This window comes from Rhizobium rhododendri (assembly GCF_007000325.2).
In the GTDB taxonomy this organism is placed as follows: Bacteria; Pseudomonadota; Alphaproteobacteria; order Rhizobiales; family Rhizobiaceae; genus Rhizobium; species Rhizobium rhododendri.
Genome location: NZ_CP117268.1, coordinates 1,079,442 through 1,105,856, shown reverse-complemented (window position 1 = coordinate 1,105,856; position 26,415 = coordinate 1,079,442). Strand labels below are relative to the sequence as shown.

Sequence of the window (26,415 nt, the reverse complement as noted above, 5' to 3'; positions counted from 1 at the left end):
CATGCAGTTCGATACGCCAGCAACGACCAATCCAATCGACCAGTTGAAGGTGGTGGGCCAGCCGATCCCGCGCATCGACGGCCAGCTCAAGACCACCGGTCGTGCGATCTATGCCTATGAGTGGCACGATCCCGCGATCCGCTATGCCTATGGCTATCCGGTGGGCGCGGCCATCGCCATGGGTCGCATCAAATCGGTGGACGCGGACGCCGCGAAGGCCGCGCCGGGCGTCATCGCCGTCGTCACTGCGCTTGACGTCGGCAAACGCAAGAAAGGCAAATTCAACATCGCCAATCTATTTGGCGGCGAGGAAATCCAGCATTACCATCAGGCGGTCGCGGTCGTGGTTGCCGAGACCTTCGAACAGGCGCGGTCAGCGGCCGCCTTGATCAAGGTCGATTACACCGAAGGGAAGGGTTCCTTCGACCTGAAGGACGCTATGGCCGGCGCGGTCGAACCGAAGGAGTCCAAGGACGAGCAGGATACGGCGGTCGGGGACTTCGAGGGGGCCTTCAAGGCGGCCGCCGTCAGTCTTGACGAACGCTATACGACGCCCGACCAGTCGCATTCGATGATGGAGCCATTCGCTTCGATCGCCGCATGGAGCGGCGATGAGCTGACGGTCTGGACCTCAAGCCAGATGATCAACTGGTGGCGCACCGACCTTGCAACCACTCTCGGTGTCGACAAGGAGAAAATTCACGTTATGTCGCCCTTCATCGGCGGCGGTTTCGGGGGCAAGCTGTTCCTGCGCGCCGATACCGTTCTTGCGGCTTTTGCAGCGAAGGCTGCGAAGCGCCCGGTGAAGGTGACGTTGCCGCGGCCAATGATGGCCAACAATGCCACGCATCGTCCGGCGACCATCCAGCGCATCCGGATCGGGGCCGGGCGTGACGGCAAGATCACGGCCATCGGCCATGAAAGCTGGTCCGGAAACCTTAAAGATGGAAAGCCGGAGACGGCCGTGATGCAGTCCCGGCTTCTCTACGCCGGCGCCAATCGTATGACTGCCATGCGGCTGGCAACGCTGGACCTGCCGGAAGGCAACGCCATGCGTGCGCCGGGAGAAGCGCCTGGACTGATGGCGCTCGAGATTGCCATCGACGAGATTGCCGAGAAGGTCGGCATGGACCCGATAAAGTTTCGGATCGTCAACGACACCCAGGTCGACCCCGAAAAACCCGAACGACCCTTTTCGCACCGCAATCTGATCGGCTGCCTGAAACGGGGGGCAGAACGCTTCGGCTGGGATGCCCGCGCAAGGCCGGGATCGAGGCGCGACGGCAATTGGCTGGTCGGCATGGGCGTTGCTGCGGCATTTCGCAACAACCAGACAGTTCCGTCTGGAGCGAGGGTCCGCCTCGACAAGGACGGGATCGTGACGGTCGAAACAGATATGACCGACATCGGCACAGGCAGCTATACGATCATCGCCCAGACTGCCGCCGAGATGATGGGCGTGACGATGGACAAGGTGGGCGTCCATCTCGGTGACAGCCGTTTTCCCGTCTCGGCCGGTTCGGGCGGTCAGTTCGGGGCCAATTCCGCCACGTCCGGCGTCTATGCGGCCTGCATCAAGCTGCGTGAGGCGATTGCCCAGAAGCTCGGGCTGAATGCCAATGACGTCGCCTTCGAAAACGGTATGGTGCGCTCTGGCGACAGATCGGTTTCGCTGGCCGAGGCCGCAGGCTCCGACGGACTTGTCGGGGAAGACACGATGACGTGGGGCGATCTGTCGAAAACGCATCAGCAATCGACGTTCGGCGCGCATTTTGTCGAAGTCGGCGTCGATGTCGCGACGGGGGAGACCCGTATCCGGCGCATGCTCGCCGTCTGTGCTGCGGGCCGCATCCTCAATCCCATCACCGCACGCAGCCAGGTCATCGGCGCAATGACGATGGGCGCAGGCGGCGCGCTGTTGGAAGAACTGGCTGTGGACACCCGCAAAGGGTTCTTCGTCAATCATGATCTGGCGGGCTACGAAGTGCCGGTCCATGCCGACATCCCGCACCAGGAGGTTATCTTCATGGATGAGACGGATCCTATGTCTTCGCCGATGAAGGCTAAGGGCGTTGGCGAGCTTGGTCTCTGTGGCGTGTCCGCTGCCATCGCCAACGCCGTCTACAACGCAACTGGCATCCGGGTCCGGGACTATCCGATCACGCTCGACAGACTGATCGGCGGTCTTCCGGAGGTCGCCTGACATGCTGGTGGTGGTCGACTGGAGCCGTGGAACTGCGGAGTATAGGTCCTGGGTGAATGTCGCCGAGCTTCAGATGCCGCTGCCTGTAAGCGCGGCACGCACGGATGATCCCGGGCAAGCCCTGCGCCTCGCCGAACAGTGGTTCCATGAGGCCGGTGGCGCTGGCAACTCTCCTTGAAATCGGCGGCGGGGGCGGCAAAACGATGGTCGTGAGCACGGTGGTCAGATATGCCAGCCTTAGGCAAGCGTTAAAACCTGGGCGAATGGCCCGCAGCCCAAGGAGAGCCGGCCATGATCGCTGAGCTGCGAACCACGCGCCAAGCGATTTACCAAGGGTCTCAGCCGGCCGGTTGGAACAGGCTGCAAGCGTTCGCGCATCGACAGCGACGTATGTTCCGCGTGCCTGAATGGCGAGCGGTGAAAAAACGGACCCCGAGCGGACCCGTCTCGGCATTCTTTTCACTGTGGAAACCTAAGGCTGGGACATTGAGGTGTCGTGAAGTCCTATCATTCTGTTCAATTCGGACAGGAGCTGATCGTTTGACATCGGGATTTCGTTGGTCTTTCCAGTTGCTAATATCTCGGATTTCAGAACAACGTTCCGCCCGCTTGGTGACGACCGCGCTGCCACGTCAGACATCTCGATGCTGCCTTCTATCCACTGCGAAATGAGGGCGACAAAGACCGGGTCGCGGTCGATCGGCGTCCCCCGAGCACGATATCTGTCAACAGCGCGCTCATAGGCAGCGCGACGTCTTTCCGTTAGCGAAGGTTCATTTTCCTCGTTCAAACCCATTGCCTTCCCTATGCGATCGTCAACTCGTTCGATGAGTGCCAATAATGCATTTCTCCTAACAGGACATTGCCGACGGCTATCGACGATCACATGCTTTCCGTCTGAACTAAAAAAAGGCGCGCCTCGAGAATTGGTGGCTTCCGAGTGGCGCGTGAATCGTTCCCTAACCTCTCCATCTAGGAGTGGTGCGTATTCTGATACGCCTGGCGAAAGGGTGGTAATGGCAATCGCTGTTCGTCAAGGGCGAGGCATTGTAAACGGCCCAGAATGGCCGTGGCAGCGGGCCTGGCGCAAATTCGCGATGCATCGATGCGGCTTCCGCCGGGGCACTGAGTGTGAAGATCAGGCAGGCCGACTGCTTCACATTCTCCTACGCGATGGTTAGCTCGGTCTGGAGATCGATCCCGACGACCGCTCCTCCCGGAGACTTCGAAGGCGGGCCGACTTCGCCTGTGCTTCCCGTCGCCGCCTTTCCTCCTCCGCGAAGGCAATTTCCGTGGATTTCTCGGCAAGCCTTCGCTTCTGCTCTTTCGTCAATTGAACCCGGCGCTTCTTCTCTTCCATCGTATGTCTCCGCTCGAATAATGGACCGAGGAAAATGCAAAAGGCAGATTATGGTTTCGTCCCTTTTCTGTCTGTCCGGAACTGGACGAAACTCCCTGCGCCGCGCCTCGACAGACTTCCATTTAGCGACTTAGGTTCAAATGCAGCCAAAGCAGAGTTCAGGATAAAATCTTCGTAAAGGTCGATTTTAACGATCGAAGTTTTGTGCCGGCGCTCCCAGGTCTGCTTTCGGACCCGCGTCATTGGAGGAACTGGGATCGAATAGTTGCGCCTTGCGCAGATGATACTTCATCTTCCAAAGTACGAGATCGCGCGGTGACCCAAGCGACACAAGCAGCCATGTAAGTGCAACCGAGCCGACCGTCAGCTTCACCAGCGTCAGGTCTATCGAAGAGAACTCGGAAAGTGCTGCGTCGATATGCGCAGTGAGCTCCAGGTCTGGAACGGCCTCATAGGCGAAAAAGAAGTCCGAAGCCGACATTCGTGTCAGGACGTCGCGAAGATGTCCCGACGAGAAAAGCGCCGATGCGGGATCCGGGCCGACGTGATAGGGCTGTGTCTGCTCGTAGCGCCAGCTTAAAGACTGTGACCGCTGTCTTCCGTTCTCAGCTTGCGACGATCGGGTCTGTACCGCCAGCGATGAACTCCCTCGCAGGATGTCGCAGATTACCGTGGTAGCTGACTTCCAATCGGTTTCGTTTTCGAACATCGCGCACCTAGGTGATGGTTGCTGGATAGGGCAACAGTCTGCGTCCGGATTTGTTCCCGAAGCCTTCCGCCCAATCGAGCAGCTGTCTCAGCCCTCGGAGAATTCCGAACTTAGTTAACAACTGCCACCAGACTCGATGCAATCAACGGGCGAAAACCTGACGGATGGTAATGGACCTTATCTTCGGGAGAGAGTTACAGCGAGAGCATCCAAGGGACACCCCGCTTCTTAATCATGGACAACACTCCATTATATCTTCTTGGCACGATCGAAGCGCTGAACTGGCTCTTCGAGCCGGGATGCGAGGTGATGATCACCGACATGGTGACTGCCGAAGCCATTCGTGAGCCAGGCGAAGGCTGGGATCAGAGACGAAACGCTTGAGCTTACGTGGTTGAGTGGCTGCAAAGCAAGCGAGACAAAATTACGGTTCTCAAAACAGTCGGAGGCCAGCGACACGAACGCGAGATGCTCCTTTGGGAAATGGCTGGGAGGCCGGATGACCTACACCCCGACTGGAGCGACCGCGGGGAACGAAGTGTCTTTTCCGCCGTCCAAGATCTCAAAGCTGCGTTAGCGCAAACGGAGGAAATCGTCGTGATCATGGACGATCGTGGCGGTCGTGACGCTGTGAGAGCGATCCGAGCCGATATCGCACTGATGGGCACAAGAACGTTCATCCGTTGGATGGAAGAAGACTTTGGCATCGAGTCAGCGGCGACAGCTTGGCAAGGCATACGTATGGCAATGGCGGGCACCGCCGACGAGGGCGAGGAAGAGGACCCTGTCTACATAAGACGGAGATGATTTGCGTCGCCCATGAACTTCAAGGAAGTGGTGGCATCTGCTACCTAATTCCGCGAAACAGGCCCAATCGGCGCGCCTCGAACTCGAGATGACCGAAACCTCTCTTCTGACAGACAAGAACGCGCGCGTGACGCGCTGCGCCAGATCAAGCAACGCAGCGTCCCGATTGCCATGGCCGATTTTGGCACAGGTAACCAAGGCGAAGTGGCTCAGCGCACCGCTGACCGGGAATGCCGGAACATTCCAGTGAACGTGATCCGCTTGTCTGTCATTGGGTCTCACCCTATCGTGCTGCCATGATAACCGATCCGCCACACGATGCCTTCTGGCACGCCCTAGAGCGATTTGCCGATGGCTATGCGGAAGGCATGTTCGAGGGGCGACGATGGGGGGTGACCGTCAACCGCTCCGCCGATCGCAAACGCGTCTGGCTCTATGCCGAAGACCTGGCCGGATCCGACATGGTCAGTTTCAATCTCTATCGTCTGAATGACGCAGGGCTGACACTGAAGCCGTGCGAGATGTCATCCGACAAGGTCGTGACCTTCGTGCTCGGCTTTGTCACGGGACCATCGGCATCGACGGCAGCAGTCTCGTAGCGGATCGCGCCCTGAACCTGCCATTCGACCGGCAGCGACCTCTTCAGTTGCAGGAAGCGGCCCACCAGTCGGCATAGGGTGTGTTCTTGGCGAGCTTGCGATTGTAATCCGGCGCGCCATCCTCCCACCAGACGGGCCCTCGCTCTCCAAGGGCGATTTTGGCCTCATCGACCAGACTGCGCGCGGCAGTCGTTGCGTCCTTTTCCCCTTTGGCATCCCGAACGGCCCGACGGGCCGCCATCAGCTCGCCCACAAGTTGGACGCGCCTTGTCTCCTCCAGACAGGGATTGCTTTTGCGCCAGAGCCTGCCCCGCACCACGAAATACCGACCATCCGGCGTGTCTGGATAGGCGCGCTCGTTTTTCGCCATTCAAAGGGGCGCCGGCAACAGGTCTGCGGTTTGGCCGGGATGCCCGCCCAGTCCGCCGACTGCCGTGTATCGCGGCAGGACCGTCATTCTCTCTTCCGGAAGCGGTCGCTGGAGTTTCTTGGCCTCTTTCCAGTCTGCCGTCATCCAGATCTCGCATTCTTCTCGTGTCGTCAAAAGCACGGGCATGGCTTTGGGATGGATCGGTTTGACGATATCGTTGGGGTCGGTCGTCAGAAACGCAAAGATGTCGTGCTCGCCTTCGCGCGGCGCTTTGATCGGACCACGGGCACCGGTCCATCGCGTATGAATGCCTGCAAGGGCGAACACCGGCTGGGCCTCGTTCACGGCGAACCAACGCAAGCACTTCCTGCCCGTTTCTGGATCGGACACCTGTTCATATTCGCTGAACGCGGTTGCGAGAACAAGACAACGGTTTTCAACGCCAAGCCACTGCTGCCAATGCGGGATCCATGTCTTGCGAACATTGGTCACCCCCTTGTCCGGCTTGCCGCCAAGGTGGACGTCCGGGGTTGGCATGCCCCAGACTGACATGACCAGCTCCCGTTTGCCGTCGGGATCGATACGGATGATCGGGCCGGGACGGTCTGGGTGGACGTTGAGGGACGGAGGCAAATTGCCCTCGCGATATCGGGTGACATCGATAAAATCGCGGATGGCTTGCTGGTTGCTCGTCAGATTGTACAGATTGCACATTATGCTACCCCGGTGTCATCCTGAAGATAGTCCAAGAGTTATGTTCGGCAACCAAGGATGAACAAGCGCGATCCTCTCGTTTTGCCGTCAGCAGATAGGCCCTCCCGTGCTGAGCTTAAATGTCCTTGAGCCGCTTTGGTTCGGCGAGGTTCAATCGGCTCGCTTCCAGATCTTTCTCGGCACTACGGTTTCTATTGACCAATCCGACGGTCATTCCGCTCATCACAGCCGCCCCGCATAGACAGTGAAACTGCTGGGTCGCCGTTCTCATCTCGTCGAGAGCGTTCGGCCGAAGGCGGATCCGTACTCCTACTTACGGGTTTGGTCAGGCTTCGGTAGCGAGTTCGCATAATGCGCAGCTTCTCCCGAATAGGGAAAATCGTCACCAACTTGACGGTTGCCGTCATAAATTTTGAAGGCCGGTCCGGCGACCTCAACGATCTTATAGCCGTTCACATATTCGATTTCTGGCGTTTTCCAACCCACGGCAAACTCTCCTGACTGGGCACGCTGATCTCCGCAAATCGACAGGCGCTTGAAGTAGCGTCCACACGCCGCGTTAGGCCAAGCGGGCGTGCACGCCACGACCACAACCTAGGCGCTGTCGCGCTCATTGACAACACCCAATGGGCAGTGGATTTGCCCCCCTAGCGCCTGGCCGGTTGAACGTATTTCGGACGAACATTCCAGGGGAGGCCGGCGGTCACCTCGAATGGTCTCGAGCAGTTGTGCGAGATGCCATCCATGCTCTGCCTGGCTGGCGACGTGACGATTGAGCGTCTGATCTAGCAACCGGACCGGGACCGCAGTTGCGGCCTATTCTGCCTGTTCTTTGGCTTTGATGCGTTTTGCCATGCGCGCGATCGTCGAACTCGAACAGTGGGTCTTGTAGCGGATGCTTTCCCAGCTCTTGCCACCCCGAAGCATCGCCATGATTTCCTCGTTCCTGCGAGTGTTTTCGGGCCTGCCAGGGTATCGTCCTGCAGTCTTTGCATTCGCAATGCCCTGTTGCTGCCGCAACCGCCTATGTTCATGCCTCGTGCGCGCGGTCGTGGCCAGAGCATCCAGAACAGTGCTGTTGATAGCGTGGACTACCAGTCCGTGCATTTCGTCCCGCTCTGTCGACACCATCTTCCAAGAGGTCGGCAGGTCGACAGACACGATCAGCACGTCACGGGCGGTAATCTCGGCACGCAAACGATCCCATACCCCCATGTTTAAGCGCGTGAGACTATCGATTTCGCCGATAAGAAGAATGTCGCCCGGCTCGCAACCTGACAAAAGTCGGAAGAGCTCGGGCCGCTGATGTGACACCCCACTTCCATTCTCGATGGATGTGGATGCTATCTTCCATTTTTTTCGGGATGCAAATTCCGTCAGACGTTTGCAGGCGCGCTTTGCATCCTCATCCGTGGTGCTTGCTTGCAGATAGGCGTGAATGACCATGGGAAGCCGCTCGTGAAACTGTGTCGCGACTGGAAATACAGCTTTTCTCGCCTAAGTAAAAGGTGCTGATCAGCCCGTCCAAGCGTGAATGATGTCTATTCCTGAGGCTTTAAAAGCTCTGGCCTCGTGCTCGATGAAGCCAGATTATGAGCAACAGGTAGACATGGACTTTACACGCAAGGACAGCGCCAGATCCAGACACTGTTATCGATGTCCGGAAAGCATGAAAAGCCACTCTTAGGTGTCTAGCAGCACTTTCTTCTCTGAAATAAACTTCTCGATGTCAGACTTGCCTTTGACCGTCCAGAAAGATGCCTCGGCCTCGTAGTTGTAGCCCATAACTTCAGGGGGCATATCAAAGACTTTGAACGCCTCGTTATAGTCAGGCGCAAACGAGCAGGCGTAATAGGGAATGAGCTGATCGATATGATACGAAGGCTTCAGAAGCAGAGTGGACGTGAGGCTGCGAGCGATGGCCGAAGCCAGGCGGCGAGAGCCAGCGTCCGCGCTGTAGAAAACGGCAGATGCCAGCACTCGGTACCAAGGTCTCTTCTTCTGAGGGCGGAAAATAAAGCCACCGTCGCATAGTCTCGAGGAAGAGGTGAACATATCCCATGGAGACTTGTTCATCACCGCATCAACGTCTATCACCAGAAGCCTCTCAATTCCTCTATCAAGAATTAAGGGAGCAACCAAAAACCGAGCCGCTGTGTAGTAGACTTGGCGATGTTGCAGGCCTGCAGCCAGTTCGCAACGGTCTATCGTCACAGTCAGTCTGACCCATTTGAGGCTTGCCCGCAGCTTTTCCGCAGCCGCAATGACGCTTTTAGGGGGCTCGAGGAGATGGATATGAAGAGCCTGGCGTACGCCCAACTTTTCCATTGATCCAATTAAATCGACTGCGAATAAATTGAAGTAATTGCCGTCGCAGGCTGCAAGGATCACGTCCTTGCCCATCGCAGGGTCGGGTAGGTCGCCGTCCACGGCGTCACTGAATCTCGACAAGCTCCCAGCTCCATAATTCGGCAAGCGGAGCGCCTTCCTAACTATCCTGCGTGCTCTGAACTGAAAAATGGCACCATGACTTTTTTCCAATGACGTAACCAATTGCCTCTGCCTTGCAAATATCGACCTATCTATTCATACGGGTAGGTAGTCCTAGCTTAGGAGAATGTCACCCCTCTCTTCGCAGATGTCAGCCTCAAACCTCGAAGACGGCACGTCGTTGGGGAGGTCAATGGCGCCTGTGCACCGGTGTCGTCGTGTGCTGGCCGTTACCACTCGAGCGCCTTTGGACTGCCATCCGTTCGCCCTTTTAGAATATCTCGAGTCTGTAGGCAGTGATCCATGCTCCAACCTGCTCACGGGCAAAACGGTAGGGCACGAAGTAAAAGTGCTTGTCGATATCGACATGTTAATCGAGGCCAGCCCGGCGTATCTACCACTCAGCGAAGACATATCGTTCGACCGGAGCGGTCGCAGGACGGGATAGTCAAACTCTTCAAAGGACTGGCGTCTTAGCCGCCAAGGAGTGGTCCCGGGCATCATCGGTGCGTCCAAGTACACTACGCGAGCAAGTTTCCGTCTATAATGACATACAGACAAATGAAACGCCGACATCTGACGCTTATGCTTTAGTCTGCCGGCAAGACGCAAGGCTGGTCTCGGTTACCGACCGGATCAATCCGCGAGTCAAGGTGTTTGGCTGCAACTTCGTCGACGCCGCGGTTTGCAGCTTCCGCATTGTTGCCGAACTTCTTAAACCAGAAGCCGGTTAGAATTGGCACGACGATGGACGTCACGATAATGCAGATCGCAACAAGTGCAGTCGCGCTTGGCGCAGCCGGCGCAAATTGCGGCGCGACGGCGACGATTGCGATCGGGTTGGCTGCGGCAGCACCGGCAGTGGAAGAGGCAGCAAGGCCGGCGGTGCCGTTTCCACCCCCTAAATATTTATCTGCGAGGATAAGCGGGATCCCGGTTAGGACAATGACGGCGAGCGCGAGAGCGATACCGAGGCCGGCTAGTGGCGACAGCAGGGTGTGCAAATCAATGGTGTTGCCCAGAGCAAACGCAAAAAACGGAATCATCAAGACGCTGCCCGGCGCAAACAGCACCCTGAGCTTTGCATCCAGATTGCCCAAAGCGAAACCGACGACAAACGGCAAGATGGCACCGATAAATATCTGCGGCTCAAAGTGTGCGACGCCGGATGCACCGAGAATGATCATGCTCATGAGCGGTCCGGATTCGATGGACGTCAAGACGAAGGCTCCTGCTTCTTCCTTGGTACCGTAGGTCTGCATCAACGAGGCATAAAGACCGCCATTGGTCATATCCATGGCGCAAACAATGGCAAGCACGGACAGTCCCGCAAATATGCCGCTCTGAACACCCTCGGGGGGAAGAATCAGGGATGCGATGAAGGTGACGATCGCCGCGGCAACGAATTTGGTCAGCACAATCGTGCCCGACTTGCGCAAGACCGTTCCGGTCGAGCTTAATTTGATCGATGCCCCCATGCAGAAGAACCAGACCGCCAGAATCGGGATGACACCGGTCATGATGCCTTGCGTAAAGCCCTTGAAATAGCCGGCTGCCTCGGGCGCAAAGGTTTTGCATACCGCGCCCAGCAGCAGGGGTACGAGCATCAGACCGCCGGGTATGCGGTCAACCGCGTCTTTGATCTTCATTTCATCTCCTCCCAGCAGGCGCTGCTCGCCCCGGCCCGATTTTAGTAGCGCGACCTTTCGCGCAGTCTCCTCCCGCGCGATCCGAGTCAATTCGGTAGTACACTACTTTTTGAAGCGCCTCTACCAGTCAGTGAGATCCAACCAGGGTGCGAAGACCATCATTGCATCAAATTCGATCTGAGGTTCGGCGGTTGCAGAATTTTTTCTTTCGGATTCAGCATTATAACGCATCTGTCCCAAGTCTTTGAGCGCTCGCGATTGTCGTCACTTTGCCCTCGTCAAGTTCAAGTGTGGCGTATTGGTAATTTTGGCCACGATGAACGAGAAAAAACGTCGAGGCTCTGGCCGCAAAGTGGAAGCGCCGATCGCGCAAGAAAAGCTGAACCTGCGGTCCTCGGCGAATGCTTCCAATTTCGGTGAACCCTTCATCGATCTACGGTAGCGCGGCGAGCCTCTATACCGGCTCTCCCACGACGGGTGCCTCTTCAGAGATCTTCTTTTTCGGCCTTGGGGCCCCCCGACACCAAGTCGAGCTGTGCTTTGGAAAGGCCAAAGTAAGCTACTATACGTTAGAGGTCGACGGTCAGAAAAATGTAGACGCGGCCCGGTTCTATGCGGAACCAAAACCGGCCGGGAAGGAGATCAAACCGCGTGGACTTTTGGAAAAGTGGGAAGATCGGAGCCTGATTCACTTTTCGTCACGACCAAGATCGTCCCTATTGCTCAGGAGTAGGGTAGGGGAAGCGACACAGCTCGCATCCAAAAGCCTGTCTAGCTGAGACCAAAGCAGGGAAAATTTACGCTGCGACGCGCAACGTCATCCATTCCATGAGGCTATCGATCGCCATCGGCCTGGCGAATAAATAGCCTTGAAATGTATCGCACCCGATGCCGCGCAGGATGTCAAGCTGGCGAGTGTCTTCGACACCTTCCGCGATACATTGCATCTTCATCGATCGGCATAGCGCAACGACCGCCGCCAGTATTTCGCATCCCGACTCGCTCGCTGTCCCAATCACGAAGCTTCGGTCGATCTTCACCTTATCGATCGGCAGCCTGTGAAGATAGCTCAGGCTGGATTGACCCGTACCGAAGTCGTCGAGCGCGATTTTGATGCCGAGGCCGCGAAGAAGGCGGATTGATTGCTCTGCAGCATCGAAGTCACGCATGACGGCGGTTTCCGTCAGTTCCATGATGATGCGGGAGGGCTCAGTGCCGGATTCGAGGATCATTGCAATGATGCCAAGCACGGTCTCTGAGGACGTGAGGTCATGGGCAGACAGGTTGAACGATAACTTTATTCCGGCGGGAAGCCGTGTGAGATGCGCGAGCGCCTTGCGCAGGAGCGTCAAGGTCAGCCGGTGGATGATGCCTGCCCGCTCGGCAAGTGGAATAAAGATATCAGGGCGGACAGGGCCAAGAGTCGGACTGGTCCATCTGGCCAGCGCCTCCACTGCCCTCATCTCGAAATTCGGCCCACTGACGATTGGCTGAAGGTCGAGCTCCATTTCGGTCTCGAGATCGGCGGCCTGCAGTGCCGCTTCCACGGCGCGGTCCGACCGAATGAGCCGCTCGTGCTCGCTTGAATAGAGCACGGCAAAACCGCGTTGCTCGCTCTTCGCTCTGTAGAGGGCATAATCAGCTTGGTCGTAGAGTGTCATGGCGCTGACGACCTCGGACGTCGACGTAGAAAGACCACAAGATGCTCCGATAGAGATGACGATATCGCCAAGCTTGAAAGGCACCAAAAGAGCTGCGCACATCCGGTTCGCAAATACCGTCGCCGCTTCTCCGTCCATTCCCAGAAAGAAAGCGAATTCATCGCCTCCAAGACGTGCCACCATTGCTTCAGATCCGAAAGCCACCCGAAGTCGCTCTCCGGCGGCTTCGAGCAACTGGTCTCCGACGATGTGGCCATAGGTGTCGTTGACCGCTTTGAAGCGGTCAAGATCAATAATTCCCACGCAGATCCTGCCGCCCCTGTTACCATCCAGTCCGATACGGCCCGACAACTCCGAGAAGAACAGCCGACGGTTTGGAAGTCGAGTAAGGGGATCCGTATGCGCGAGAACCGTCACCTCACGGTTTAACCGTTGCGTCTCGGCCTCCGAGCGGACCAGTCGAACGAAGCCGCGATGACTGTTAAGTAGGACGCGGATCATCACGATGGTCACAAGCAGGATATTCAGGGCGATGGCGATGTACACCGCATCGCCAAGCGAAAAATAATAAATGAGATAGGGAATAGTCACGATGGCAGTCACGGCCAGAGCTGCCTGGGGAAGGTGGATCAGGCAAAAGATACATCCAATGACAGTAATTGCGATAAAGATCGCAACGTGTGCCTGTTGGTGGTCACCCCCGTAGCTGCCCAATCCCAAAGACCAGGAGATGTAGACCGAGGCCATCACACCGCCAAGGACTGTGGTCCTTCTGAGCGTCTGGATTGCTTCGTCCCCATTTATAGGCGCATCAGGCTTTTTCAGCCAAGCAAGAAGGCGCAGAATGCTGGCGGATACCAGAACCAGCGGAATCCATAACGTCATCCAGGCAGGGGCAACGTCAAGATGAGTGTAGGCGACCGCAACTGCGTTCAAGCTTAGCAGAGCATAAAGCAGAGGAATTTGGCCCTGGAGCTCGCGGCATTGGGCGATCGCTAGCTCGGGCTGCTGTTCGCGCAAGGTGAGCCAACGAAATAATCGCATATAGCTAAGCATGGCATCCTCATTTTTAGATGAAGATGGCAGCTTCGCGTAAAATCATTCCTAATATACTGATGATAATTACAAGAATAACAGGTTTGGAGAGCAATTCATGCGGTATGCAGCTTGTGTGTATGTGGCTGCAATGAGCGAACAAAGTTGCAGGTGGCACATACCAAGCTCAGCGATTCCACCGCGTTTGTCGTCCCGGCCTATATCGTGCAACAGTACGAAATGCCGTTCGATGCGCACGCTAGGTCAAGGAATTCTGTGCATTTAAGCGCTAAAAGCTCTTGAACATCAAACATGGAAAGCCGCTGCCATCGCCAATTTTGCAGGTGTCTTCCGCATCTCTACGCTGTGACCTTCCTATTGGAGCGGAAGAGCGGGCTCTATATCCAAAACTCCGATCTATCTGACACAGAATTAAAGGCGCCTCCGTGTTTTTAGACAACCTCGTTTGGCCGAAAAAGCGGCCAAGGACAACGGCGTTCATCTGATACCAAAAATAGTTGCTCGCCGTCGGGTACAAACGCTGAAAAGGCGTTCTTATCGTCACCGAAAATTAGGCAATGTCTTGTATTTGTCAAATTGTTGCGTCTGGAGAAGAATAATGAACCTCGCCCGTGTCATAGCCTGTGTGACTTTAACGTTCATCTGGTTTTCCAGTGCAAACGCAGGATCCCTTCCAGAGGCAAAGAACGAGACGATCCTGACCATCTCCGGAAACATCGAAAACACAAATGCAGGGCTGGATGCTCAATTCGACCGCGATATGCTTGAAACGCTGGGCCTAGAAACTGTCGAAACGTCAACGCCGTGGTATGATGGCAAAGTTCGCTTCGAAGGAGTGTCACTCCAAAAGCTGATGACCCTTGTCGGCGCCAAAGGATCGACTGTAACTGCAATCGCACTTAATGACTATAGCTGCGTAATTCCGCTCGAAGACTTTAAAAAATATCATGTCATTCTCGCCCTGAAACGAGATGGAAAATACATGGCGATTCGAGACAAGGGGCCATTGTTTATCGTGTATCCCTACGACAGTGATTCTCAGCTGCAAAACCAGCTTTATTACACACGGTCGGCCTGGCAGGTCGCCAAGCTAAGAGTCGAATAGAGATTAAGCGTGAGATGGATCCTGGGAGCCGTCATCTGCGGCCTGATAGTAGCAACGTGCTACATCGCCACCATTATCGCTGCGCAGCAAACAGGTTTGCAAAAATTTACCCGGTACAACGATTCTTGGACCGTCAACCAAGCGTCTGTCGAGTATTTGAGGCTCGAACGCAGTCTGGCTGCTTATGCTTTAGATATGACAGATGCAAATAGAGCAGACGCCCGCCTCCGCCTCGAGATTGCGATTGGTCGTATTCAGCTTCTCCAGCAGGGCAGTCTACGCGTTCTCATTGAAGGCGACCGACACAACAGAGCCGTGTTCGAGGCGTTCAGAGCAACGCTTCTGAGCTTGGATGAACGGTTGGAGCATCTGGACAGGGCAGGTGTGCAAGCTGCTCTTCAGTCGATGGGCAGGCTCGATTCGCCTTTGATGGGCCTTGGCGTTGCGGCAACCGAGTATGGCGCAACCCTTCTTAACGACGCGCAGGCACAAATGCGTCATCTTTATTTCATTCATATCGGACTTGCGTCAGGACTTATTCTATGTGGCGTCGTGCTGGTGATCTTTCTGCTTCGTCAAAACCGGCTGCTCGGTCGCGCCCACACCCGCACGGAGCGATTGGCAACCGATCTTCGCCAGGCAACGGAAGAACTGCAAAATCAGAACCTTCGTCTTGAACACGATGCTCATCACGATGCACTCACCGGTCTTCCCAATCGCGTCCTGCTCAGACAAGACCTGGAGCTACGGCGGGCAACAGCGCATAACGAAGTATCTTCTATTCTTCTTCTTGATCTCGATGGGTTCAAGGATGTCAACGATACGCTCGGGCACGATATGGGTGACGTGCTCCTCCAGGCTGTCGCGGCGAGGTTGAACCGTTTGAGCCATGGCGGCGATACAGCTTGCCGTCTGGGTGGGGATGAGTTTGCCGTATTGTCCACAGGCTTGACCCGGGAAAAGGCATTTGATCTCGCCAATAGCATAATCACAAAGATCGCCGAACCGTATCAGATCGATCAACTGCGAATCAAAATCAATACATGTGTCGGTATTGCTTTTTCGGATGATGTGTCGACGACAGAGGAACTGTTGAAGCAAGCAGATCTTGCCCTCTATGAAGCCAAGGCGCTCGGAGCGGGGCATGCATGCCTATTCGATCCTCAGATGCAAGTACGCTTGCAGGAGACGAAATCCTTTGAGATCGACTTGTCACGGGCTCTGGAACAGGGCGAGATGGAGGTCTACTATCAGCCCCAGGTCATAATGGCGACCCGCGACATTTGCGGCTATGAGGCGCTGCTGCGATGGAAACACCCGACACGCGGCTTCGTCTCGCCCACGCTATTCATTCCGGTCGCTGAGAGGATCGGATTAATCCACGAACTGGGGGCGTGGGTTCTCAAGACAGCGTGTGTTGAAGCTGCGGCGTGGGGACGCCTCTCCAAGATTTCCGTCAACCTTTCTCCAGTTCAGTTTCGTGGGGTGAACCTCATCCAAAAGCTTGCGGCCACCCTCGACCAGACTGGGCTTTCCCCCGACCGGCTGGAATTGGAAATCACAGAATCTGTGATGCTTGACAAAAATGAACAGACGCTTGAAACGCTACGGCAAATAAAGGCGCTCGGGATCCACATCGCAATGGACGATTTCGGTACCGGTTATTCGTCGCTTGGTAGCCTCAGCAGCTTTCCCTTCGACAAGATGAAAATCGATCGATCTTTCGTCCGCGACGTTACGACATCGCCGAGTGCTTTGACGATCGTTGAACTAGCGATAGGGGTAGGCCGCAGCCTGAGCATGACCACAATCGTGGAAGGCATTGAAACGGAGGAACAATTCGAGTTGCTGAGGCGGCTTGGATGTGAACAGGCCCAAGGCTACCTGACTGGACGGCCCATGCCTGCTTCGGAACTTGCGTACCTGCACGCCGATCACGTAGAAGGGCAAAGATTGGTAGGCAAGGCTTTATAGTGGAATTGGGAGTGTGCCGGCATGGAGCTATTGACCATACATGGAATTGACGTGCCGCTGGCACCCTGCGAGGTTTCTCCTGTCATATGGTTGGCGCTTACCAGCGGCAGTTATGAAGCAAAAGAAGCACGGGCGGTTTTCAGGGCTGTTAAACCGGGAGACCGGGTACTTGAACTTGGGTCAGGCATTGGCATCATCACGTCGATCATCGCGAAAATCGAAGGGGTATCGGTGTGGGCGTTTGAAGCCAACCCAACCACTGCACTGCTGGCACAACGAGTCATAAGGGCTAATGGTCTCGACAATGTCATCTTTTCGCAGGGGCTTCTCACAAACGGAGAACCAAAAACCTGCAGGTTTTACGTACGCAAGGACCTTTGGATGTCATCTATGGATGAAAACCAAGGGGCCTACGAGCACGAAATAGAGCTTACATCTGCCAACATTGACACATTCATCATGCGCAATCGTATCAACGCCCTCGTTATGGACATAGAAGGAGCAGAACGGGATCTCCTACAGAACGCCGAGCTGCCAGGGATCGAACGCATCTTCTTGGAACTTCATGACCATCTATACGGGTTGTCCGGTATCCGCGACATTACGCATGCGTTGGCGCTCAAGGGCTATGCCTATGATCCAAGGGGTTCGCAGGGTCATTGCGTTCTGTTTTCAACAGACGATAGTCCACGCCAGTATGACCCTGAGATTTGAAATCAGTGAACAAAAGCAAGATGGCCAAGCCACATAGGCCGGCCTTCGCTGTAGCCAAACCATGGACTTTACGCTTGTATTAACTACGCCGTTGGAAGCAGATGATATTGTCCGGTTGTATCTCCCGCCATTAGCATTTCGTACATTCGATATCCCACATATGTGATTGGTATGTTTCGGGGGTGTTGTGAATGTTCAGGGTATTGACGTGTCTTTCGGGTGAACACGATCTTCGTCTGGTAGTGTTGGCTGGGATTTTGTGCTTCCTGTCGAGCTATGTCGCGATGATGTTGCTCCAGAGAGCGCAGAAAACCGGCGGTATTGCCCGAGGAATCTGGTTGGCGACTGCTGGCGTCGCCGGTGGTTTTGGCATCTGGTCGACGCATTTTATTGCCATGCTCGCCTATGATCCCGGCGTCGTCGTCGGCTACGAGGCCTACCGCACTTTCCTATCCCTGCTAATTGCCGTTGCGACGACTGGAGCCAGCGTCGCCACAGCAACCTACTTGCGCAGTCGTGCCGGTTTTCTGGCTGGAGGCAGCCTTTTTGCGCTCGGTGTCGGCGCAATGCACTTCCTCGGGATGTCGGCGATTGAATTCCCCGGCAAGATCACGTGGGACCGTGACCTCATCGCCGCCTCGCTGCTCTTAGGATGCCTATTTTCGATGGCCGGCTTCTCCGTCGCCTACCAATGCGGAAATAGCCTTAGAAGCAAGCTGCTCTCGGCAAGCATGCTGACGCTTGGCGTCGTTAGCCTGCATTTCACTGCAATGGGTGGGGTCAATATCGTCCCGGCCGCAGTACAGCTGGATCGTTTCAATCTTCTGTCGCCAATCGTGATGATTGTGACGATCGCCAGTGTCTCACTTTCACTTTTGGCATCCGGCCTTGCAGCAGCTCTTTTTGCTGTTCGTGCGGAGAACGCCGCATCTGCGAGCAACGCAAACTTCAAGATGCTGATTGAGGGCGTTACCGATTACGCTATCTACATGCTCGGTCTTCAGGGTCATGTCAGCAGCTGGAACGCTGGCGCCGAACGCGCCAGCGGATATACCGCCGCGGAGATCGTCGGTAAGCATTTTGCAATTTTCTATTCACAGAAGGATCGGCACAACGGGATCCCGGCGACCGCGCTGGACATCGCAAGAACCAGAGACAAATTCGAGGGAGAGTATTGGTACTATCGCAAGGACGGCACGTGTTTCTGGGCACATGTTGTCATCAATCCAATTTTTGCGGACAATGGCGAACTGGCTGGTTATGCCAAGATTATCAGGGACAAGACTATTCACAAGGCCGACGCAGATCGCCTTGCCGCGGTTATGAGAAACCTTGATGTCGCCCTGCAAAATATGTCCCAGGGAATTTGCCTATTCGATGCGAATGAGTGCCTGGTACTGGCCAATGAGCGCTATAGCGAGATATTCGGCTTCCCTCCCGGTTTTATCGTCCCGGGCCTTCGCTATCGCGACATCGTCGAGCGTGGCTATTCCCTGACCGATGCTTCGCCTGACGTCTACGGTCCGAAAGCGTCGCACCATTACGACCGAAATATGGCCGTCGTACGGGGTGGCGAGCACGGCGCCATAATCCATAGACTTTCGAGCGGCACCTCGGTGCAGGCAAATTACAATACTATGGAGAGCGGCGCTTGGGTCGTCACATTCGAGGACATCACTGCGCGGCTATTGTCCGAAGAAAAGATCTCTTTCATGGCCAGCCATGACGGCCTGACCGGTCTGGCCAATCGTGCAGAATTCAACGCATCTCTCGCGCAGGAGCTTGTTCTTGCCCGTCGAACCGCGGCCCAGCTTGCGGTCATCGTTATCGATCTCGACAAGTTCAAGGAAATCAATGACCAGCATGGACATGCGACAGGCGATCAGGTTCTGAGCGTGCTTGCCGACCGCATGACTGCAATGCTCGACGACGACGAATTTGTTGCTCGTTTCGGAGGCGACGAATTTGCAGCGGTCAAGCGCTTTACTGAGATGGTCGAACTGCATGACTTTCTCGCTCGGCTGGAAGCCTGCCTGTGCGCCGAGATCCACGTCGAAGGTTTTGAGATCAAGCCCGGTGCGAGCATGGGGATCGCGCTTTATCCACAGGATGCTGACAGCGCTGAGTTGTTGCTTGGTAATGCCGATCTGGCGATGTACAGGGCGAAAGGCGCTTTGAGGCAGTCGGTCTGCTTCTACGAAACGGCAATGGATGAGGCGGCGCGCGGCCGCCGCGCACTGGCAAATGATCTATGGGCGGCCGTTGAGAAGAAACAGTTCCACCTGCATTATCAAGTGCAGAAATCGGTTATGACAGGCGCCGTTACTGGTTACGAGGCCCTGTTGCGCTGGAACCATCCGGACCGAGGGAACGTGCCGCCGATGGACTTCATTGTTCTGGCTGAGGAGTGCGGTGCAATCCTTCCGATCGGCGAATGGGTGCTGCGCGAAGCTTGCCGTGAAGCGGCTCGTTGGCAGCAGCCGCACAAGATTGCTGTCAACCTCTCGCCGGTGCAACTGATGAACACCGATATCGCCGCACTGGTTCATACTGTTTTGCTCGACACGGGTCTGAACCCGGCACGCCTCGAACTTGAGATCACCGAAACATCGATTATAACGGACAAGGATCGCGCGCTACACGCGCTTCGACAAATCAAGCAACTCGGTGTCTCAATCGCCATCGACGATTTCGGCACAGGCTATTCGTCGCTTGAAACCCTTCGGGCCTTTCCTTTCGATAAGATCAAGCTTGATCGCAGCTTTATGGACCAAGTGGAGACAAGTCCGCAGGCCAAGGCAATTGTTCGCGCCATTCTTGCCCTAGGTCAGAGCCTCGAAGTACCTGTCCTTGCGGAAGGCGTGGAGACGCGAGTCCAGCTCGACATTCTTTTGTCGGAGGGATGCAACGAAGCACAGGGCTACTTCCTTGGCCGACCAAAGCCAATGCACGAGGACGCGGACGCCGATCAGACAATAACGCCCGAAATGGCGGCCTAGGTTACGAGATGATCGAGGCTGCATTCCTTTGCGCCTCATGAAGCGTCACAACGCGCAGTCCTGAAAGAACTTTGGGGATAATGACCCCCATCCTGCCTCGCGAGGACGGGTTACTGACATCGATTGACGCAAAACACCAGCTCCAACCAGCGCGTTCGGCGGGCCCATTGTCAGACTAGCTTCCGGTCCCCCAGCTTAGTGTTCCGCCTCACCGAAAAGGCGCGCGCCTTCGTCTGTGACAATTCCGACCGTTTCCTGCAGTGCAATCGTGGCGCTCCAGTCGGGTTCGCGCTCATTGAGCAAGTTCAAAACCAAATGACGATCGAGCGGTTCAAGCGTCAATTTGAAAATTGATGTCTCCGGCCAAGGCTCTTCTAAAGAGCCACTTTCGCACAAATCGCGCCGATGTTGACCTGCCTCTTGAAACGCCTTGTCCAGCGTGTCGCAGTACGCGAGGAGCGTAGTATTCGAGGGGCTAATTGGAAATGCCCACACAACCATAGGTTCAGGCATGGCAAATATCCTTTCGGGCGCGAAGTACTCTCAATGCTTGTATCTATAGAACGGATATGGCACTTAGACCAAGAGGAGAAGATAAGCGTCCACTACTTTGCAATCGCCTGTCCTCGCGACCAGAAATGGTTGTATATCCTCTATAAGGCGCCTAGACTAACTGGCGGCCCAGAGGGTTTTACTGGAGGCATGAGCGCCGGCAACCATGCAATGATAGCCGGGGCCGCCTCTGACGGCAACCCGCAGCATTTGGTCAAGGGTGTGGTCAAAGCATGTATCAAAGTAGACGCCCCTGGCACGAGCTAGCTGAGCACCGCTAGCACCTGTTAAAATCACCCACCTCTTTTTGAGGCAGCCTCTAAGTAGTGCGGCCGTCTGCGCAAGAAGGCAGTCTCGCGCGACGAGCGGTGGTCGGTGGTGAGATTCCAAGGTTGCCCGCGCGAATTGTGCGACGAGACTTGCGATATGGCGGGTGTTGGGAGAATTCCAGCATTTCGGCCGCTATGCGTCATAATCGGGCTTCAGGTCCACCCGATACAAAACTAGCTGGCTCGTCCCTTTTTCCTGACACGGGTGAGCAAATCTCGTGCGTGGGCGAGGGGTCCCACTGCCGATACGCGTGAAAATGCTTTTGCGTTGCTCAGTTCGACGGGGTCATGTCTGCTTGCTGCATCACACACAAAGTGGCTGGCAGCGCCTAAACACATGGGACTGTCATATCAAGGCGCATGATCCAACCTCATCAGGGCGACTAACGAGAGCGTGCCCAGTTTTATATCCGCAGTCAGGTAGCTGGAGACTTCGCGCTCGCTGTTGGTAACTAGGGCAGGTGCAGCCTTCATCTTCGCGGCTATATCGCTCGCCAGTCCTGCTCGTTGACCGCTGTCGATCGCGGTTCTGACCTATTCGTGTGGCGTGGATGGCGAGCAGCCAATCTTGATAACGAAAGATGAAACGGCAGCCCAGCCGGATGGATGCTCGGCTTCGTGGTCGAACACCATCCCACCGGCCCTAGCGCCGACTTCGGATAATTTTGTTTGTTGTCAACTCTTGCGGCAAGTAGCGATCTGAAGTTCACCTGATTGAAATTTTTATTTGACGACATATTTTAATCCACGCAAACGTAGGAGCTGACATGGCCGTAGGGCTTGAAACCAACGCCCTGACGGGCGTGGCCGGATTGGACGATGTACTTTCAGGAGGACTTTCACGCGATCATGTGTTTCTGCTGGAAGGAAATCCCGGCACAGGCAAGACGACAATCGCACTGCAATTTCTCCTCGAAGGCGCCAAACTTGGAGAAAAGTGTCTCTACATCACACTCTCCGAAACGGATTCAGAGCTGCGGGCGAGCGCCGCCTCGCACGGGATGGTTATAGATGATACCATTGAGCTCTTCGAGCTCGTCCCGCCGGAAAGCCTGCTCGATCCGGATCAGCAGCAGAGCCTTTTGTATTCTTCGGATCTCGAACTCGGTGAAACGACTAAGCTAATCTTTGACGCTTTCGAGCGCATCAAGCCGAGCAGAGTTGTCCTTGATAGCCTTTCCGAAATCAGGCTTCTGGCGCAGAGTTCGCTTCGCTATCGTCGTCAGATCCTGGCTCTCAAGCATTTCTTTGCCCGGCAGGGTGCAACGGTGCTGCTGCTCGATGACATGACGACCGAGATGATGGATAAAACTGTCCACAGTGTGGTCCACGGGGTCATCCACCTTGAGGAACTAGCTCCAGATTATGGCTCCGAGCGCCGGCGGCTGCGGATCATCAAATACCGCGGACGGGCATTCCGCGGCGGATATCATGACCTTGCCATCAAGACAGGTGGAGTAGAGGTGTTTCCGCGACTGCGTGCCGCCGAGCATCGAACTGATTTCGCCCGTAATATTTTGCCGACCGGCAACGCTGAGTTTGACAGCCTGCTTGGGGGCGGGATCGAACGCGGATCGAGCACGCTCCTCATTGGCCCTGCCGGCACGGGAAAGAGCACGTTTACCTTCGAGTTCGTCAAGGCCGCCGTCGCCCGTGGTGAAAAGGCTGCAGTTTTCATCTTCGACGAGGAGCTTGGCCTACTTTTCGCACGCATGAAAGCGATGGGCCTGGATCTCGAGGGGTTGAGCGATCAAGGCTTTGTTCACATAGAGCAGCTGGACGCCGCTGAGCTGTCGCCGGGGGAGTTTACTCGTCGGGTTATGGACCGGGTCACAGAAGCCAATGCAAAGACTGTGATCATCGACAGCATCAACGGCTACCAGTCTGCGATGCCCGATGAAAACGCCCTCATCCTTCATTTGCACGAGCTTCTGCAGTACTTGAACAGACAGGGAGCAAATACGTTCATCACGGTTGCCCAGCATGGACTTTTCGGCGACATGAAATCTCCGGTGGATGTCACCTATCTGGCCGACACCGTCATACTGTTGCGTTATTTCGAGGCTGCCGGGCGCGTCCGCCGCGCGGTCTCCGTGATCAAGAAGCGTGCCGGTAGGCATGAGGACACGATCCGAGAATACCGGATCGACAATACAGGTCTGAGCCTCGGTGCGCCGCTCTCCGGGTTCCAAGGTGTGTTGCGCGGCGTGCCAGTCCTCACCGATGTTTCCGAGCCTCTCATGGTCATGACCACCGGAGGGCTGGGCAATTCCTGATCGTTTTGCAGACGCGATCATACTTGCCCCTGGCGGGCGGGATGCAGATGTGGCTTCTTCGCTCCTTTCTGCCGCAAAGATTGTGTGCCGGTCGGCTGGAGACCTTCCTTCCTTCGTTGCAGCCCTTGGCGACAAAGTTGCCTTTGGAGTGCTGACAGAGGAGACGGTACGATCGGGCGACTTGAAGCCGCTCGCCAGCTGGATTGCAAACCAGCCGAGCTGGTCGGACATGCCGTTCATAGTGTTAACGCAGAGAGGCGGCGGCCCAGAAAAAAATCCGGCTGCGGCGCGTCTTTCTGAAATTCTCGGCAATGTAACCTTTCTGGAAAGGCCGTTTCACGCCACCACCTTTATCAGCGTGGCGCGCACTGCCATGAAGGGCCGGCAAAGGCAATATGAAGCGCGTGCGCGCCTAAACGACCTTGCAGATGGCGAACGGCGTTTGCAGGCCGCGCTCGAAGCGGGGCGTCTGGGCTCTTGGGAACTGGAACTCAAGGCAAACCGGCTCACGACTTCTGAATTATTCCGCACAACTTTCGGACAGCCTAAAGACGGCCCGCTCTCTTACGAACATTGGTTGGCGACTATTCACGAGGACGACCTGCCGCGACTGAAACGTGCAATATCTCTGACAGTGGAGACTGGCAGGGACTGCGAGATCGACTTCCGCTGCATCTGGCCCGATGCCACCCAGCACTGGGTCGATGTGCGCGCGCAGCTTTACCGGGACAGGAACGGTGGAGCGCAAAAACTCGTCGGCATTGCATCCGATATTACCGAACGCCGCGTGGCCGAGGATACGCTAAAGAGCGTCAACGATCTGCTGGAAGAGCGCGTATCTCTGCGAACAGCCGAGTTGAAAGCAGCCAATGCGGGGTTGATCGAACAGGTGGCCCAGCGGGAGAGGGCGGAAGAGCAACTCAGGCAGGCTCAGAAGATGGAGGTCATCGGCCAGCTCACCGGCGGTGTCGCCCACGACTTCAACAACCTGTTGATGGCCGTGCTTGGAAACCTTGATCTCCTTCGCAAGCATTTCCAGCACGATCCGAAGGCATGTCGCCTGATTGACGGTGCTATCCAGGGCGCAAAGCGTGGCGCGGCGCTGACACAACGCTTGCTTGCCTTTGCGCGACGTCAGGATCTGAGCGTCGAACCGACAGACCTCGGCAAGCTGGTGACCGGAATGGAGGATTTGCTCAAGCGATCGGTCGGCACGACGATAGCAATCGAGGTTCTGCTTGAAGACAACCTGCTGCCTGCAATGATCGATTCAAACCAGGTCGAACTCGCACTCCTCAATCTCGTTGTCAACGCGCGGGACGCCATGCCCTCCGGCGGAGTAATCAAGGTTCGCGTTCGCGGCGAAGAAATACGAGAAGTTTCCAAGGATCTCACGTCAGGGCGCTACCTCGTTTTATCGGTAGAAGACACCGGAACCGGAATGAGCGAACAGACGCTGATGAAGGCAGTCGATCCGTTCTTTTCTACAAAGGAACTTGGAAAGGGAACAGGCCTTGGCTTGTCGATGGTCCACGGGCTTGCTCTGCAGCTGAAGGGAAGCCTGCGTCTCACCAGTGCTGTCGGTCACGGAACTTTTGCGGAGCTGTGGCTCCCCGAAACTTTCCGGCCGATATCTATCGATGACGCTCTCGAGCCGGGTGGCATTGGCGTCACTCGGGCGATACGGATCCTTATGGTGGACGATGATGCTCTTATCGCCATGGCCTCGGTGGACATGCTTGAAGATCTCGGTCACGAAGTCGTGGAAGCAAATTCTGGTGCTGATGCCCTGAAGTATCTGGAATCAGGCAACACGTTCGACCTAATGATCACCGATTATTCCATGCCTGGTATGACCGGTGCTGAGCTGGCCATGGCGGTACGGGAAAAGGTGCCGGGGATGCCAATTCTCATAGCAACTGGATACGCCGACCTCCCAGCTGGTAGCGGGATGGATCTTCCGCGCCTCGGCAAGCCTTACACTCAGGCACAGCTCGCGGCGGAAATCGGAAAGGTCTTGCATCGCGGCTGACCGACGCTGTAGCGAGACATTAAGCCGTTTACAGAGATGACCCTATCAACGTGAGGAATAGAAGCGTCGATCATGGGTATCGGCATCGGGATCCCTCGCCGATTTACAGCATGTGAGCGTGACAGGCGGATAGGGAAACAGCGGCACTGGACGATTTTTTACCTGTTGCACCGCAGGCCATCCATTAACAGACCGATTAGTCGATGGGACCGATCACGCCAATCAGGTGCGTCGGGGATGGAGTAAATGCTTGAGAGAGCATGCAAAAGGTCCGTCGTGTCAATATCACTGCGCACCGCCCGCGATTGGGCTGCACTCTTCAAGAGATCGTCTAATGCAGATCTCAGAACACCAGAGCCTTCGGCAAACAGCGCCGAGTTCGAGGTCATCAATATCCGCAAGCTGTTGGCCATGCCGCGTTTTGTAGCGATATAGCCCACGAACCTGCGCATCCATTCCTCAAGCGCCGCATCGGGTGCATGGGTTTTTGCCAAGCCGCCGGCAGCAGCAGCCAACATTTCCAATTCGCGTCGGTAAACAACCTCCACCAAGTGCTCACGGGTCGGAAAATGTCGATACAGTGTACCGATCCCGACGCTGGCCCGGCGAGCGATGTCCTCAAGTGAGGTCTCGACACCATTCTCGGCGAACGCGTCCGCTGCAACCTCGATCAGCCGCTCCTTGTTCCGGCGCGCGTCTGCCCGCAACGGAGGTTCGCTGGTCGGCTCTTTTTTTGGCTCGGCCGAGGCCAAAGGCTACTCCATCATTTTGCACTTGACGATGACCAGGAAGTCCCTAGATTAAACGGAGGCGCCT

At 56.0% G+C, this 26,415-nt stretch carries 21 protein-coding genes and 2 pseudogenes; 10 read left to right on the top strand and 13 right to left on the bottom strand.

Going from position 1 to position 26,415, the window contains the following annotated elements; all coding sequences use genetic code 11:
* The first annotated feature begins 1 nt into the window (after position 1).
* Positions 2 to 2,203: an aldehyde oxidoreductase molybdenum-binding subunit PaoC gene (gene paoC / locus PR018_RS22840; protein ID WP_142831035.1), complete on the top strand. Its 2,202-nt coding sequence runs from the start codon at positions 2 to 4 to the stop codon at positions 2,201 to 2,203.
* A gap of 472 nt (positions 2,204 to 2,675) precedes the next feature.
* Here paoC and PR018_RS22835 read toward each other — a convergent pair whose 3' ends face one another.
* Together PR018_RS22835 and PR018_RS22830 are read right to left on the bottom strand one after the other, a co-directional pair.
* Entirely contained in the window at positions 2,676 to 3,041 is a 366-nt protein-coding gene (locus tag PR018_RS22835; RefSeq protein WP_142831036.1) for a hypothetical protein, read from the bottom strand.
* A gap of 709 nt (positions 3,042 to 3,750) precedes the next feature.
* Positions 3,751 to 4,272 (bottom strand): hypothetical protein, encoded by a 522-nt coding sequence (locus PR018_RS22830; RefSeq protein WP_142831037.1) that lies wholly within the window; start codon positions 4,270 to 4,272, stop codon positions 3,751 to 3,753.
* 597 nt (positions 4,273 to 4,869) lie between these two features.
* On the opposite strand from PR018_RS22830, the gene PR018_RS22825 reads away from it, so the two are divergent.
* Both PR018_RS22825 and PR018_RS22820 read left to right on the top strand, forming a co-directional pair.
* Positions 4,870 to 5,079 carry a hypothetical protein gene (locus PR018_RS22825; RefSeq protein WP_142831038.1) on the top strand — a complete coding sequence of 70 codons (210 nt, stop codon included), beginning with the start codon at positions 4,870 to 4,872 and terminating at the stop codon, positions 5,077 to 5,079.
* Between the two features lie 296 nt (positions 5,080 to 5,375).
* A complete protein-coding gene (locus PR018_RS22820) occupies positions 5,376 to 5,678 on the top strand; it encodes a hypothetical protein (RefSeq protein WP_142831039.1) in 303 nt (100 codons plus the stop codon).
* A 43-nt stretch (positions 5,679 to 5,721) separates the two neighbouring features.
* Here PR018_RS22820 and PR018_RS22815 read toward each other — a convergent pair whose 3' ends face one another.
* From PR018_RS22815 to PR018_RS22785, 7 genes and pseudogenes are all read right to left on the bottom strand, one after another.
* Positions 5,722 to 6,048 (bottom strand): hypothetical protein, encoded by a 327-nt coding sequence (locus PR018_RS22815; protein ID WP_142831040.1) that lies wholly within the window; start codon positions 6,046 to 6,048, stop codon positions 5,722 to 5,724.
* Positions 6,049 to 6,762 carry an SOS response-associated peptidase gene (locus PR018_RS22810; RefSeq protein WP_142831041.1) on the bottom strand — a complete coding sequence of 238 codons (714 nt, stop codon included), beginning with the start codon at positions 6,760 to 6,762 and terminating at the stop codon, positions 6,049 to 6,051. It lies immediately after the preceding gene.
* Positions 6,763 to 7,071: 309 nt separating this feature from the next.
* Positions 7,072 to 7,248 (bottom strand): hypothetical protein, encoded by a 177-nt coding sequence (locus PR018_RS22805; RefSeq protein WP_162854776.1) that lies wholly within the window; start codon positions 7,246 to 7,248, stop codon positions 7,072 to 7,074.
* Positions 7,249 to 7,578: 330 nt separating this feature from the next.
* A complete protein-coding gene (locus tag PR018_RS22800; RefSeq protein WP_142831042.1) occupies positions 7,579 to 8,208 on the bottom strand; it encodes a recombinase family protein in 630 nt (209 codons plus the stop codon).
* 237 nt (positions 8,209 to 8,445) lie between these two features.
* Complete coding sequence (locus tag PR018_RS22795; protein ID WP_244615401.1) at positions 8,446 to 9,213, bottom strand: hypothetical protein; 768 nt, start codon at positions 9,211 to 9,213, stop codon at positions 8,446 to 8,448.
* Between the two features lie 241 nt (positions 9,214 to 9,454).
* A pseudogene (locus PR018_RS22790) lies at positions 9,455 to 9,732 on the bottom strand (Mu transposase domain-containing protein); the annotation flags it as partial.
* Between the two features lie 110 nt (positions 9,733 to 9,842).
* Positions 9,843 to 10,901 (bottom strand): 2-keto-3-deoxygluconate permease, encoded by a 1,059-nt coding sequence (locus PR018_RS22785; RefSeq protein ID WP_142831044.1) that lies wholly within the window; start codon positions 10,899 to 10,901, stop codon positions 9,843 to 9,845.
* Positions 10,902 to 11,302: 401 nt separating this feature from the next.
* Here PR018_RS22785 and PR018_RS22780 point away from each other — a divergent pair, with 401 nt between their 5' ends.
* Entirely contained in the window at positions 11,303 to 11,680 is a 378-nt protein-coding gene (locus tag PR018_RS22780) for a DUF427 domain-containing protein (protein ID WP_142831045.1), read from the top strand.
* 18 nt (positions 11,681 to 11,698) lie between these two features.
* Here the strand turns inward: PR018_RS22780 and PR018_RS22775 are convergent, their stop codons facing one another.
* On the bottom strand, positions 11,699 to 13,618 hold the full coding sequence (locus tag PR018_RS22775) for a putative bifunctional diguanylate cyclase/phosphodiesterase (RefSeq protein ID WP_142831046.1): 1,920 nt from the start codon (positions 13,616 to 13,618) through the stop codon (positions 11,699 to 11,701).
* 598 nt (positions 13,619 to 14,216) lie between these two features.
* Between PR018_RS22775 and PR018_RS22770 the strand changes: the two genes are divergently transcribed.
* The 4 genes from PR018_RS22770 (at position 14,217) to PR018_RS22755 (ending at position 20,410) form a co-directional block, all read left to right on the top strand.
* The gene (locus PR018_RS22770; RefSeq protein ID WP_142831047.1) at positions 14,217 to 14,723 is read left to right on the top strand and encodes a putative pterin-binding protein; all 507 of its coding nucleotides are present in this window, start codon (positions 14,217 to 14,219) and stop codon (positions 14,721 to 14,723) included.
* Positions 14,724 to 14,732: 9 nt separating this feature from the next.
* The gene (locus PR018_RS22765; RefSeq protein WP_142831048.1) at positions 14,733 to 16,697 is read left to right on the top strand and encodes a putative bifunctional diguanylate cyclase/phosphodiesterase; all 1,965 of its coding nucleotides are present in this window, start codon (positions 14,733 to 14,735) and stop codon (positions 16,695 to 16,697) included.
* A gap of 21 nt (positions 16,698 to 16,718) precedes the next feature.
* Positions 16,719 to 17,411 (top strand): FkbM family methyltransferase, encoded by a 693-nt coding sequence (locus PR018_RS22760; protein ID WP_142831049.1) that lies wholly within the window; start codon positions 16,719 to 16,721, stop codon positions 17,409 to 17,411.
* Between the two features lie 191 nt (positions 17,412 to 17,602).
* Positions 17,603 to 20,410, top strand: a complete 2,808-nt coding sequence (locus tag PR018_RS22755; RefSeq protein WP_142831050.1) for a bifunctional diguanylate cyclase/phosphodiesterase — start codon at positions 17,603 to 17,605, stop codon at positions 20,408 to 20,410.
* A gap of 195 nt (positions 20,411 to 20,605) precedes the next feature.
* Here PR018_RS22755 and PR018_RS22750 read toward each other — a convergent pair whose 3' ends face one another.
* Both PR018_RS22750 and PR018_RS22745 read right to left on the bottom strand, forming a co-directional pair.
* Positions 20,606 to 20,923, bottom strand: coding sequence for a hypothetical protein (locus PR018_RS22750; protein WP_142831051.1), 318 nt, complete (start codon positions 20,921 to 20,923; stop codon positions 20,606 to 20,608).
* Positions 20,924 to 21,756: 833 nt separating this feature from the next.
* Positions 21,757 to 21,924, bottom strand: a pseudogene (locus PR018_RS22745) (IS3 family transposase); the annotation flags it as partial.
* A 134-nt stretch (positions 21,925 to 22,058) separates the two neighbouring features.
* Between PR018_RS22745 and PR018_RS22740 the strand changes: the two are divergent.
* Together PR018_RS22740 and PR018_RS22735 are read left to right on the top strand one after the other, a co-directional pair.
* The gene (locus PR018_RS22740; protein WP_142831052.1) at positions 22,059 to 23,567 is read left to right on the top strand and encodes an ATPase domain-containing protein; all 1,509 of its coding nucleotides are present in this window, start codon (positions 22,059 to 22,061) and stop codon (positions 23,565 to 23,567) included.
* Between the two features lie 49 nt (positions 23,568 to 23,616).
* Positions 23,617 to 25,599 carry an ATP-binding protein gene (locus PR018_RS22735; protein WP_341798993.1) on the top strand — a complete coding sequence of 661 codons (1,983 nt, stop codon included), beginning with the start codon at positions 23,617 to 23,619 and terminating at the stop codon, positions 25,597 to 25,599.
* 158 nt (positions 25,600 to 25,757) lie between these two features.
* Here PR018_RS22735 and PR018_RS22730 read toward each other — a convergent pair whose 3' ends face one another.
* Entirely contained in the window at positions 25,758 to 26,351 is a 594-nt protein-coding gene (locus tag PR018_RS22730; RefSeq protein WP_142831054.1) for a TetR/AcrR family transcriptional regulator, read from the bottom strand.
* Positions 26,352 to 26,415: the final 64 nt, after the last annotated feature.

Coding starts and splice junctions, on each gene's coding strand:
- PR018_RS22785 (WP_142831044.1), bottom strand. CDS start 10,901: ATGAAGATCAAAGACGCGGTTGACCGCATACCCGGCGGTCTGATGCTC.
- PR018_RS22830 (WP_142831037.1), bottom strand. CDS start 4,272: ATGTTCGAAAACGAAACCGATTGGAAGTCAGCTACCACGGTAATCTGC.
- PR018_RS22740 (WP_142831052.1), top strand. CDS start 22,059: ATGGCCGTAGGGCTTGAAACCAACGCCCTGACGGGCGTGGCCGGATTG.
- PR018_RS22815 (WP_142831040.1), bottom strand. CDS start 6,048: ATGGCGAAAAACGAGCGCGCCTATCCAGACACGCCGGATGGTCGGTAT.
- PR018_RS22755 (WP_142831050.1), top strand. CDS start 17,603: ATGTTCAGGGTATTGACGTGTCTTTCGGGTGAACACGATCTTCGTCTG.
- PR018_RS22820 (WP_142831039.1), top strand. CDS start 5,376: ATGATAACCGATCCGCCACACGATGCCTTCTGGCACGCCCTAGAGCGA.
- PR018_RS22750 (WP_142831051.1), bottom strand. CDS start 20,923: ATGCCTGAACCTATGGTTGTGTGGGCATTTCCAATTAGCCCCTCGAAT.
- PR018_RS22780 (WP_142831045.1), top strand. CDS start 11,303: ATGCTTCCAATTTCGGTGAACCCTTCATCGATCTACGGTAGCGCGGCG.
- PR018_RS22770 (WP_142831047.1), top strand. CDS start 14,217: ATGAACCTCGCCCGTGTCATAGCCTGTGTGACTTTAACGTTCATCTGG.
- PR018_RS22810 (WP_142831041.1), bottom strand. CDS start 6,762: ATGTGCAATCTGTACAATCTGACGAGCAACCAGCAAGCCATCCGCGAT.
- PR018_RS22800 (WP_142831042.1), bottom strand. CDS start 8,208: ATGGTCATTCACGCCTATCTGCAAGCAAGCACCACGGATGAGGATGCA.
- PR018_RS22775 (WP_142831046.1), bottom strand. CDS start 13,618: ATGCTTAGCTATATGCGATTATTTCGTTGGCTCACCTTGCGCGAACAG.
- paoC (WP_142831035.1), top strand. CDS start 2: ATGCAGTTCGATACGCCAGCAACGACCAATCCAATCGACCAGTTGAAG.
- PR018_RS22760 (WP_142831049.1), top strand. CDS start 16,719: ATGGAGCTATTGACCATACATGGAATTGACGTGCCGCTGGCACCCTGC.